The organism is Myxococcus hansupus, from assembly GCF_000280925.3.
GTDB lineage: Bacteria > Myxococcota > Myxococcia > Myxococcales > Myxococcaceae > Myxococcus > Myxococcus hansupus.
On record NZ_CP012109.1, the window covers coordinates 9,300,709 to 9,311,547 of the forward strand.

The following is a 10,839-nucleotide window of genomic DNA, read 5'->3' on the forward strand; positions in this document are numbered from 1 at the left end:
GGAATCCATGCCCACGTTGAGAATGACTTCATCCTGCCAGCGTTGTGCGTCTGGGAGGAGGCACACAGGGAGGATTCATGGGCGTGCTCGCGCCGATTGGCCGGCTACTTTTCTCGGCCATCTTCATCACCAGCGGCCTGAACCACTTCTTCCAGTTGGAGGCGCTGACGGCCGTGGCCCAGGCGTCCGGCGTGCCCGAGCCGCACCTGGCGGTGCTGGCGTCGGGCGTGGCGCTGGTGGTGGGCGGCCTGTGTGTGCTGCTGGGCGTCTTCGCTCGCCTGGGCGCGGCGGCCATCGCCATCTTCCTGCTGTGCGCCGCCTTCATGGTCCACCGGTTCTGGCTCGTGCCAGACCCGGTGCAGGCGCAGGATCAGCTCATCCACTTCATGAAGAACCTCTCCATGGCGGGCGGCGCGCTGTTCATCGTGTACTGCGGACCCGGACCCTTCAGCCTCCGGGGGCGCAAGAAGTCAGAGGGGCTGGGCAGCGGCCGGTTGGGCATGCCGCTGCGGCCTTGAGGTGCTTCAGGGCGTGGGCGCGCTGACGGTGGGCGCTGCTTCACCGCTGGGGGCCCAGGTGATGAAGGTGGCGGCCTCCGGCACGTTGCGTTTCAGCTTTTCGCACGGGACGTGGACGGTGGAGTGGTTGCCTCCGCCCGCCGTCATCAGGAAGCAGCTCTCCGTGCGCGGATCGATGAGATAGGCGTTCCTGCCGTCGATGTTGATGACGGCGAACTTCTCCGTGCTCGACATCTTGACGACGTCGAAGTGCGAGGAGACGCAGCCCATCAGCGACAGGGCGAGCACGGCATACGGGAGCAAGGGTTCGCGCATGCCGCGCATTGTAGCCAAGCGCACACCGAGCGTGAGGACTACCCCGCGCTGACAGCCGCCTGGCGCAGCGTGAAGAAGGCCACCTCCGGCTCGCTGCCCCGGCGCAGATACGGCCCGCCGAAGCCGAAGCCCAGGCCCCGGTTCACGTACAACTGGTTGCCATTCACGTGGTAGTGGCCGCGGATGTACGGCTGGCCCGCGCGGCGGAAGATGGCCTCCGTCAGGCCGCGCACCACGAACTGGCCGCCGTGCGTGTGACCGGAGAACTGCACCAACCCCGCGTGCGCCGGGAGCTTGTCCGCCGTGGGCGGCGTGTGCGCCAGCACCAACCGCGTGCCCGACACCGGCGCCCCGCGGAAGGTGGCCTCCACGTCGTCACGGCCCGTGAGCCCGTCGTCGATGCCCAGCACCGTCACCGGCGCGCCCTTCACGTGCACCTGCCGGTGCTCGTTCTGGAGGACCGTGTAGCCCAGCCGCTCGAAGGACTCGCGCAGGTAGGGCGCGTTCACCCAGTGGTCATGGTTGCCCATCACGACGAAGACGGGCCCTTCGATGCCGGCCAGCAGCTCGCGCACGCGCGGCAGCGGCTTGGGGCTGTGCGTGACGTAGTCGCCGGTGAGGAACACCAGGTCCGGCTTCTCCGCGTTGACCGCCTCCACCGCGCGGCGGATGCGCACCGCGGACGTCGCCTGGCCCACGTGCACGTCCGACAGTTGCGCGACGCGCAAACCGTCATGCGCCCCGTGCATGTGCTGGAGCATCAGCACGTTCTCCGTGAGGGAGAAATGGTCCCGCCAGCGCAGGCGCCGCTCGGTGCGGAAGGGGTCGGCGCCGCTGCGAGCCACCAGCGCGTTGCGCCCGTCTTCCTGCGCGTCCCGCCGGACGGCGTTGGCCGGTGAGGCCAGGGGGGAGTCACGGCGGGCGAGGCGTCTCAGGCGCATGCGGGTCGGTTCCTTTCCGTGGCGTGGACGGCGTGAGGCTCGATTCATTCTAGAGAGCCAGGCCGGGTGGGTAGAAGCAGGTGTCCCACGCACGCCTGCCCGGACAGAGGCCTACGCGCGGGGTGCAGGAGGAACCCCCGCGATTTCGGGAAGATTCCGGTGCCAACTCAGGCATGCTTCCACCAGTGAACTCACGTCCGGGGGGCGTGCCGTGACGGCTTTCGTTGGGATTGCTACACCGAAGGGGACGATGACCCCCAGGCTCGGATCCGCCCAGGACACGGGGCCGGACGTCACAACGCCAGACGGTGGAGGCAGCGCGGCGCCAGGCCCTCGCGAGTCCGCGCGGCCCGTGGAGCTGTCGGAGCTCATGGCCACCGTGCCGCTGGGCATGGCCGTCATCGACCCCGAGCTGCGCTTCGTCGAGGTCAGCGAGGCCATGGCCGCCATGCACGGCGCGTCACGCGAGGCCCACCTGGGCCAGCTCATGACGGACGTGCTGCGCGCCGAGCCCTCCGCCGCCGACGTGGTGCGCCGCGTCCGCCGCGTCCTGGAGACGGGCGTGGCGCTGGAGGGCGTGGAGATCATCCACCGCGAATCCGGCACCCACGGCGAGCGCACCCGTGTCTACCGGGCGAGCTACCATCCGGTCCGCCGCGACGGCGCCGTGGTCGCCGCGTGCATCTACGTGGAGGACATGACGGAGCGCCGCCGCGTGGAGGCCCAACGCGACGCGGGAGCCGCCCGGGAGCGCACGGTGCGCGAGCAGGCCCTGCGCGAGACGCAGGAGGCGGTGCGCGCCCGCGACGAGTTCCTCAGCGTGGCGGCCCATGAGCTGCGCACCCCGCTCACCAGCCTGCGCCTGCACCTCCAGTTGCTGCTGCGCCAGGTGGCGGGCACGTCCGCGGAGCCGCCCGCGGAGCTGGCCCCCCGGGCCCGCGTGCTGGACCGTCAGCTGTCCCGGCTGGCGGGGCTGGTGAACACGCTGCTGGACGTGTCGCGGCTGGCCGCGGGGCGCCTGTCGCTGGAGCCTCGGGAGCTGGACCTGGCGCAGGTGGTGCGGCAGATGGCGGAGGCCTTCTCCGAGGAGTTCAGCCGCTCCGGCAGCACCCTGTCGCTGCACGTGGACGGACCGCTGCTCGGGGAGTGGGACTCCCTGCGCCTGGAGCAGGTGCTGGTGAACCTGCTGTCCAACGCCGTGAAGTACGGCGAGGGCCGGCCGGTGGAGGTGTCGCTGGTGGGCGAGGGCCCCACGGCGGTGCTCGCCGTGAAGGACCAGGGCATCGGCATCTCCGAGGACGGCATGGCGCGGCTGTTCGGCAAGTTCGAGCGCGCGGTGTCGGAGCGGCACTACGGCGGCCTGGGCCTGGGGCTCTACATCACCCGGCAAATCGTGGAGGCCATGGGCGGCAGCATCACCGTGCGCTCCGCGCAGGGAAAGGGCTCCACGTTCATCCTCCGGCTGCCCACCCGGCCCCCCGCGCCCAAGAAGGCCGCCGCGGGCGCGCGGTAGCTCCAGACAAGACGAAGGCCCCGAGGCGCCATGCACCATGGCACCCCGGGGCCCGGGTTCCTTCAGGGACGGCTCAGTTGCCGCGCAGCACCGTCAAGCCGCGGTCGGTGAGCACGTACAGCGCCGCCGGCGTCGGGCGCGGGTCGTAGAGGAGCTGACGCACGCGCGAGCCGTTGACGCTCTCCACCTTCTCCAGCGTCTTCATGGGCGTGAGGCGCCACAGGCCCGCGCGGTCCGTGCCGATGTAGAGCGAGCCATCGCCCGTGGCCGCCAGCGCGTTGATGTTCTGGAGCGCCGCGTTCTGCTCGGCGTTCGCGCCGGCGATGCGCTCACCCGTCTGCGCCTGATTGGCGGCCCAGGTGATGGTCATCTGCCAGAGGCCGTGGTCCCGGCTGCCCAGGTAGTAGCGGCCATCCGTGGTCTGCTGGAAGCCGCGCCAGTTGTCGAACTCGCTGATGCTGTTGAGCTGGGGCAGGTACGAGGACTCCACCTTCATCAGGTTGACGCTCTTGTTCATGTCGTCCCAGTCGCCGTGGCGGGGCGTGGGCGTGACGATGCCGAACATCCAATCGTTGGCCATGAGCACGTCACCGTCCTGGGCGATGCCGAGCCCGTAGGTGTAGCCCGCCATCTGGCTGCCCCGCTCGTTGAGCCACACCGGGTGCCGGTGGGAGCTGTACTCCAGGCCGCGGATGCGGGTGACGCCGTGGTTGGAGCCCACGTAGACGTCGCCCTTGTCGCGGCCGTGCATCACCGTCACGCAGCTCAGGATGCTGCGGTCCTCGTCGAAGTGGTGGTCGTTGCTGTTGCGGATGCCGAGGTTGTGCACGTCCGCCAGCACGCGGGGCCCCGTCTGCACGCTGCCGTCAGCCCGGTTGCGCACGGACTGGTGCAGGTGCTCCTCGAGGACGACCTCGCCGCTCGCGTTCAGGCGCACCACGTCCACGTCGCCCTGCTTGTAGTACTGGAGCCGGCGGTGGCTGTACGGGATGCACGGCTTGGACGGGTCCGGCTGATAGCACTCGCCGGGGCCGACGAGGTAGTTGGGCTGGAGGTCCGGGAACTCCGGGTCCGGGCGCAAGTCATCCGTCGCGTAGCCCACGTAGGCGCGGCCCGCGTTGCCACCGCAGATGACGGTGGAGCCGGTGGCCGCCCGGTCCACGCCGAAGCCGCCCTGGGCCTGGCCAATGGGCGAGCGCGTCCAGACGACCTGCTGCGTGTCCGCGCGCAGCACGCCAATCCGGTCACCGTCCAGCAGCCAGATGTTGTGCGCGGCATCCACGCCCATCGCCTGGACGCGGGACAGGCCGTAGCGGGCGGTGAAGTCCGTCACCGCGTCCGTGGGCCAGGGGCTCTCCGCGGAGCCGCTGCCGCCATCCGGCTCGCCGCTGCCACCGTCGGGCTCGCCGCTGCCGCCGTCAGGCTCGCTGCTGCCGCCGTCGGGTTCGCCGCCGCCGCCGTCAGGCTCGCCGCTACCGCCGTCGTCCGGCGCCGTGCCCCCGTCCGGTCCGCTGCCCCCGTCCGGGTCCGGCCGGGACACCGGTGGATTGTTGTCGATGTTGCCGTCCGTCGCCGGGGGCGGGTTGGGCTCGCTGGAGCCTCCGCATGCCCACGCTGTCACCACCACCACCCCAAGACACCCGCCCAACAGTCGTCGAATCACCGATTCCTCCTCCCCCAGGCCGACAGCAAATCGCGTACCGGGCCTGAAACCCCGTGCCACCGGGGGAGCGAGGGGCACCGTGAGAAAAGTTCTTCCTCCCGCGTGGAAGCGGCGTGCACCGCGATGCGGAAAACAGACGAGCCCGCCTCCTGGAGGAAGCGGGCTCGTCTTGAACCGCGGTGTGTGCGGGAAGGCGGCTACCGGGTGGGCGTGCCGTCCATCTCCTTGTCGACGGAGTCATGCGTGCCCGCGCCGCCAGTGCCCGGCTGCTTCTGGGTGCCCTTGGGGCTGGTGGCGCGCAGCTCCACGGCGACGACTTCCTGGCCCTCGAGCTGGAAGCGCGCGCGGACCGCGGAGCCTTCCGGAATCTGGTCCGTCTTCGCGACCTTCTTGCCATCCAGCATCAGCACCGTCTTGTCGCGCACGTCGAGGTCCGCGTCGGGGAGCCCCGGACGGGAGATGCTGACGCCGTCGGCGGTCCGGTCCTTCAAGGTGCCTTGCAGGCTCATGGCCTTGTCGCGCTTGAAGGTGCCCTCGTCCTCCGTCTGGATGCCGGTGACGTCCTTGGCGGCCTTGCCGATGGCGGGCCCCACCTCGGTGGCGTCAACGCCGGTGCTCTTCTCGGTGCCCGGGCGTGGCACCTGCTTCTCGGACGGCGGCTGCTGCGCGAACGCGACGCTTCCCACGCACAAGGCCAGTGTGGTGATGAGCTTCTTCATGGTCCCTCTCCCCCAGGTCAGGTGACTGACTGCTGGGAGCAAGGGTGGGGCCGCTCCCCGCCTCCGCCAATCCGCGCGGCATTTTCACGCGCTGTCCTGGCTGGGGGGCAGGCGGGCGGCCGCCCGCGCTCAGTTGGGAAGGTGGCTGAGCTTCTTCACGGCGTTGAGCAGCTCGCGCAGGTCCAGGGGCTTGCGCAGCCAGCCGGCGACGCCCAGGCCCTCCGCCGCGCCCTTCACGTCCAGGTCCGCGCTGGCGACCAGGACGGGGATGCGGTTGAAGCTCGTGTTTTGACGCAGCGCCTCCCGGAAGGCGAAGCCGTCCATGCGCGGCATCATCAGGTCCAACAGGATGAGGTCCGGCATGGACTCCACCTGACGGAGCTGCGCGAGGGCCTCCAGCCCGTCCGCGGCGAGGAGGACGGCGTAGCCTTCCAGCTCGAACACGTCTTGAAGCGCGTCTCGGATGTCCAGGTCGTCGTCGACGACCAGCAGTGTTTGAAGCGGTTGCACCGAAGCCTCCGCGTCCCTGGGGCATGTTCCCTCGCGACGCCGACCCCACGATGTGTCCGCCCCCACGAAGGGGGAAGCGCGGGGCGGGCCTGGGGGCGGGGAAATGCTCACCCCCCGACGCATGCCAGGCCGCCCTCCAACCGCCGATCAGCTTGGGGCGCCTCGGGGCCCCAGCACGCCTGTCCGGGCCGGCGTGGGCCCTCCGCTCAGTTGCAGCCGTCGCACAGGCCGCGCAACTGCACTTCCACCGCGCGCTGTGACACGGCGCGGGGCACGCCCTTCGACGACGCGATGCGAACCGACTCCTCCGGCAGGCAGGCCACCGTGCCGCAGTCGGTGCAGGTGAAGTGCGGGTGGTTGCCGCCGTGCTCCTCGCCCGCGCGCTTCAGCTCGAAGCGCCAGACGTGGTCGCCCAGGTCCGCGCGCACCACGAGCCCCGCTTCGGTGAGGTCCGTGAGGTTGCGGTAGATGGTCACCCGGTCGTAGCCCTCATCGCCCAGGGCGTCCACCAGGTCCGCATGGCTCATTGGCGACGTGGCGTCCTCCAGCTCCCTCAGCACGGCCACGCGCGGCGCGGTGCTGCGCAGGCCGGCGGAACGAATCCGGTCCTGGAACTCGGCGAGCTTCGGCTGCACGGCGCTTCTCTTTGCTCCCATGGTGCCCTTTCGAATAACCGATCTGTCGGTCACTTTCACCCTGCTGAGACGTGGAGCGTTGGGTCCCTTTGCTCCGCGTTGTTCGCCCCAACGGGGTCTCCCTCGACTCCCCGCGCATGCCCCGGTAGCAGCTTGTATCTGCCATCAATGCAATCCTGATGCAGAAGAATCGCCGTTGCCGTCGTGGGCGTGTGGACCCGTCACCCGGTGCTCGATGGCTTGCTCGTCCCAAGAGCTGCAATTCCGGAGGCCGCGCGGCATGTCGCTGGAATGACCTCGTGGGGGGCGGGCTGGCCACACGGGGCCCGCTCGCGGGACAGGATGCGACTGTTGACGGGGATACCACTGCCTCCGCGGATGCATCCGTCACGCGGATGCGTTCCGAGGGAGGGGACCCGGAGGCCGCCGACCGGCGGTCATTTGCACCGGAGAACACTTGCTCCCGGACTGCTTGACTCGCCGCGTCCCGTGCCCAGACTGCGACTCTTTCCTTCCTCCACCCAGGACGACCGGACGTCCTGGCAGCCCGCCCGCCTTCGACTCGTCGTGATGACGCCCTCCCTCCTGCTCATTGAAGACCCCGGCACCACGCGGGAGCTCCAGGTGCTCGCCCTGGAGAGTCAGGGTTGGAAGGTGAGGGTGGCGCCAGACGTGCCGGGAGCGCTGACCTGGCTCCAGGTGGAGCCGGTGCGGCTGGTGGTGGTGTCCGCAAGCCTGCTGGTGGCGCATGGGACGCACCTGGACACGCTGCGTCGCGTCCTGAAGGAGGCGGGGGCCTTGCTCCAGGTCAGTGCCTTCCCCGCTGAGCGGGAAGCGCTGGCCTCGCTTGGCCTCCCGGTGGAGCGCTACCTGGGCCGGCCCTTGACGCTGGGGGCGCTGGTGGAGGGCTCTCGGCACGCCTTTCCCAAGGACGAGGCCCACGAGCGTGCGCGGCCCCGGGTGCTGGTGGCGGACGACGACCCCGTCTCGCGCAAGCTGGCGCAGTTGTACCTGTCACCGTTCCGCTTCGAGCTGGCGATGGCGGCGGATGGCGCCATGGCGCTGGACCTGGCGCGGCGCCGCCCCCCGGACGTGGTGCTGGCGGACGCGCTCATGCCGGGCATGGACGGCTTCAAGCTGTGCCTGGAGCTGCGGCAGGACCCGCGGCTGGCGCGGGTCCCCGTCATCCTCACGCACGCGGTGGCCCCCGACGAGCTGGACCTGCGGCTGGCCCACAACGTGGGCGCCAACGGCTTCGTGCGCAGGACGCAGGACGGGGACGAGCTGGTGGGGGCCTTGTTGCGCGAGCTGCGCGCCGGTGGCCCCGCGTACACCGCGCCCCCCGTGGACCTGAGCACCGAGGACCACCTGTACCGGATGGTGCGGCAGCTCGAGCGGCGGGTGGGACTGCTGGAGCAGGCCGAGCGCACCACGCGTGAGAGCGAAGCGCGCTACCGCCTGGTGGTGAGTGGCTCCTACGACGGCATCTGGGACTGGGACTTGCGCGGGCAGGCCTTCTACTGGAGCCCGCCGCTGCTGGAGATGCTGGGCCTGGGGCCCGAGGAGTTCGGTGGCACCTTCGCCTCGTTCCTGGAGCTGATTCACCCGGAGGACCGGTCCGACGTCCTGTCCGCGCTGTCCTCGCACCTGGAGCGGGGCGAGCCCTATGACGTGTCCATGCGGCTGCGGCACGCCTCGGGCACCTGGCGCTCGTGTGTGAGCCGGGGCAAGGCGCTGCGGGACGCGCAGGGCCGGCCGGTGCGGATGGCCGGCATCATCGGGGACGTGACGGAGCAGTTGCGCATGTACCGCGAGACGCAGGAGGCGGTGCGCGCCCGCGACGAATTCCTCAGCGTGGCGGCCCACGAGCTGCGCACTCCGCTGGCGGCGCTGCGACTGCGCGTGCAAGGCGCCCAGGGCGCGCTGCGCGCGGGGCTGAAGATGGGCCCGGAGCGGCTGGAGCGCGCGCTGGAGGCCGCGGACCGGCAGGTGCAGCGATTGTCGGACCTGGTGGAGTCGTTGCTGGACGTGTCGCAGCTCCAGGGGGGCGCGCCGCGCCTGGACCTGGAAGAGGTGGACCTGGCGTCGGTGGTGCGGGACGCGGTGTCGCGCTCGGAAGAGGCGGCGGCGCGCGTGGGCTGTCGGCTCGTCCTCAGTCCGCTGGCGCCCACGCCGGGCCTGTGGGACGCGGCCCGGCTGTCGCAGGTGATGACGCACCTGTTGTCCAACGCGTTGAAGTTCGGGCCCGGCAAGCCGGTGGAAGTGGCGCTGGAGTCCGAGCGGGACGTGGCGACGCTGATGGTGAAGGACCATGGCATCGGCATCGCGCCTGGGCGGCTGGAGACGCTTTTCCGCCGCTTCGAGCGCGCCGTGCCGGTGCGGCACTACGGCGGGCTGGGCCTGGGGCTGTACCGGCTGCGCCGCATCGTGGAGGCCCACGGTGGCGGCGTGTCGGTGGACAGCGCCCCGGGCGAGGGCGCCACGTTCCGCGTGCGCCTGCCGCGTGAGGGGCCGCCCGCCGCGCGGGACTGAGCCCGCCGCGCGGCCCGGCTTCCGTTACAGCGAGTCCAGGAAGGCGATGAGCGCGTCCCGCTCCGCCGCGGACAGTCGGCGCACCGCCTCGCGCGCGGACGCCGCCTCGCCGCCGTGCCAGAGGATGGCCTCCATGGGAGAGCGGGCCCGTCCATCATGGAGCAGGCGCGTGTGGCCCCCTGCTTCCCGCGTGCGTCCCAGGCCCCACAGCGGCGGGGTCCGCCACTCGCGGCCCGTGGCGAGGAAGTCCTCGCGCCCGTCCGCCAGCGCCTCGCCCATGTCGTGCAGCAGGCCGTCCGTGTACGGCCAGATGCGCTGGGACGACAGCTCCGGGTAGCCCTCCAACGTGCCGGTGACGAGCGATGGCCGGTGGCAACGCGCGCAGCCCGCGCGGTGGAACAGCGACTTGCCGCGCAGGACGTCCGGCGCGTCCACGCGCTCGCGCACGGGCACGGCCAGGGTGTGCGTGTAGAAGTCCATCGCTTGCCGCTGGCGCTCGCTCACCTCGGGGCGTCCACCCGTGGGGGCCGCGAGGCACGCCGTCTGGGCGGCGCCGCAGTTCTCCTGGGGAAACAGCGACGTCGTCAGTCCCAGGTCGCCCAGGAAGGCGGCCGCGTTCTGGTGCTCCAAATCCGGTTGGTTGGCCTTCCAGCCGAAGCGGCCCAGCACCGCGCGGCCTTCGCGCGCGCTCCACACGCGGTTGGGCCGGCCCGAGATGCCGTCCCCATTCGCGTCCTCCGGGTCCGCCCACTCCAGCCAGGTGTCCTCGGAGACGGCGGCGAGGAGGCCCAGGCCCATCATCGGCTGCGCCACGCGCGCCGACGTGCGGGTGTCTGGTGCCAGCGGGCCATGGGCCAGGTCCACCAGCAGCAGCTCGGGTTGGAGCAGGGTGTAGGGCGCGCCGTCCTCGAAGGTGCCCGGCACCTCCGTCCAGCGCATGCGCGCGCGTCCCTCGGCGGGCACGCCGGGGATGCCGCGGGGCTGGAGCTGGTCGCCGTAGGTAGGCTCGGGCAGGGGGCCGCCGTGGGTGTCCACGCCAGGAATGGACAGGCGCACCAGGAGCGTGTCCGCGACTTCGCCTTCCTCGGGGGGACGGCCCCGGCCATTGCCCAGGTGACAGGCGAGACAGGAGACGGAGTGGAACAGCGGGCCCAGTCCGTCGCGCTCCGCTTGCGCGTGGGGCGCGGGGAACCAGTCCGCCTGGAAGACGGCTTCGCCCACGAAGAACTCCGCGCGCCGCGCGAGCGTGAGGTTGGCGGCGGGCCGCGTGAAGGACAGGGTTCCCGACGTCGCCAGGCTGGTGTCGCCGCCGGGTCGGTCCTCGCCCTCCTCCACCCCTTCATACGGAGGAGGCGGTGGTGGCGGTGGGGGTGGCGGCTCCTCGGTCGGTGGTGGACGTGGTGGCGGGGTGTCGGTGGCGCCGCCGCCACACGCGCCCAGGCCGAACGCGCACAGCAGGAGTCCCCATGGCAGATGGCGGCCCCTCACGGCGA

At 71.3% G+C, this 10,839-nt stretch carries 10 protein-coding genes; 3 read left to right on the top strand and 7 right to left on the bottom strand.

The window, feature by feature from the left end; genetic code table 11:
• Positions 1–77: 77 nt before the first annotated feature.
• A complete protein-coding gene (locus A176_RS36735) occupies positions 78–518 on the top strand; it encodes a DoxX family protein (RefSeq protein WP_002633714.1) in 441 nt (146 codons plus the stop codon).
• A 6-nt stretch (positions 519–524) separates the two neighbouring features.
• Here the strand turns inward: A176_RS36735 and A176_RS36740 are convergent, their stop codons facing one another.
• Both A176_RS36740 and A176_RS36745 read right to left on the bottom strand, forming a co-directional pair.
• Positions 525–833: a hypothetical protein gene (locus tag A176_RS36740; protein WP_226994105.1), complete on the bottom strand. Its 309-nt coding sequence runs from the start codon at positions 831–833 to the stop codon at positions 525–527.
• 38 nt (positions 834–871) lie between these two features.
• The gene (locus tag A176_RS36745) at positions 872–1,774 is read right to left on the bottom strand and encodes a metallophosphoesterase (protein WP_002633712.1); all 903 of its coding nucleotides are present in this window, start codon (positions 1,772–1,774) and stop codon (positions 872–874) included.
• A gap of 352 nt (positions 1,775–2,126) precedes the next feature.
• On the opposite strand from A176_RS36745, the gene A176_RS40950 reads away from it, so the two are divergent.
• A complete protein-coding gene (locus A176_RS40950; protein WP_002633711.1) occupies positions 2,127–3,287 on the top strand; it encodes a sensor histidine kinase in 1,161 nt (386 codons plus the stop codon).
• 73 nt (positions 3,288–3,360) lie between these two features.
• Here A176_RS40950 and A176_RS36755 read toward each other — a convergent pair whose 3' ends face one another.
• The 4 genes from A176_RS36755 to A176_RS36770 form a co-directional block, all read right to left on the bottom strand.
• Positions 3,361–4,950, bottom strand: a complete 1,590-nt coding sequence (locus tag A176_RS36755; RefSeq protein WP_226994106.1) for a hypothetical protein — start codon at positions 4,948–4,950, stop codon at positions 3,361–3,363.
• Between the two features lie 197 nt (positions 4,951–5,147).
• Positions 5,148–5,669: a hypothetical protein gene (locus A176_RS36760; protein ID WP_002633709.1), complete on the bottom strand. Its 522-nt coding sequence runs from the start codon at positions 5,667–5,669 to the stop codon at positions 5,148–5,150.
• A gap of 129 nt (positions 5,670–5,798) precedes the next feature.
• Positions 5,799–6,179: a response regulator gene (locus A176_RS36765; protein ID WP_002633708.1), complete on the bottom strand. Its 381-nt coding sequence runs from the start codon at positions 6,177–6,179 to the stop codon at positions 5,799–5,801.
• Between the two features lie 206 nt (positions 6,180–6,385).
• Positions 6,386–6,835, bottom strand: a complete 450-nt coding sequence (locus tag A176_RS36770) for a Fur family transcriptional regulator (protein ID WP_044889908.1) — start codon at positions 6,833–6,835, stop codon at positions 6,386–6,388.
• A gap of 549 nt (positions 6,836–7,384) precedes the next feature.
• Between A176_RS36770 and A176_RS36775 the strand changes: the two genes are divergently transcribed.
• Complete coding sequence (locus A176_RS36775) at positions 7,385–9,346, top strand: ATP-binding protein (RefSeq protein WP_226994107.1); 1,962 nt, start codon at positions 7,385–7,387, stop codon at positions 9,344–9,346.
• A gap of 24 nt (positions 9,347–9,370) precedes the next feature.
• Here A176_RS36775 and A176_RS36780 read toward each other — a convergent pair whose 3' ends face one another.
• A complete protein-coding gene (locus tag A176_RS36780) occupies positions 9,371–10,834 on the bottom strand; it encodes a di-heme oxidoreductase family protein (protein ID WP_002633705.1) in 1,464 nt (487 codons plus the stop codon).
• Between the last annotated feature and the right edge of the window lie 5 nt (positions 10,835–10,839).

Excerpts from the sequence above, each read along its gene's own strand:
- A176_RS36735 (WP_002633714.1), top strand. The coding sequence starts at position 78 with ATGGGCGTGCTCGCGCCGATTGGCCGGCTACTTTTCTCGGCCATCTTC.
- A176_RS36740 (WP_226994105.1), bottom strand. The coding sequence starts at position 833 with ATGCGCGAACCCTTGCTCCCGTATGCCGTGCTCGCCCTGTCGCTGATG.
- A176_RS36745 (WP_002633712.1), bottom strand. The coding sequence starts at position 1,774 with ATGCGCCTGAGACGCCTCGCCCGCCGTGACTCCCCCCTGGCCTCACCG.
- A176_RS36760 (WP_002633709.1), bottom strand. The coding sequence starts at position 5,669 with ATGAAGAAGCTCATCACCACACTGGCCTTGTGCGTGGGAAGCGTCGCG.
- A176_RS36770 (WP_044889908.1), bottom strand. The coding sequence starts at position 6,835 with ATGGGAGCAAAGAGAAGCGCCGTGCAGCCGAAGCTCGCCGAGTTCCAG.
- A176_RS36775 (WP_226994107.1), top strand. The coding sequence starts at position 7,385 with ATGACGCCCTCCCTCCTGCTCATTGAAGACCCCGGCACCACGCGGGAG.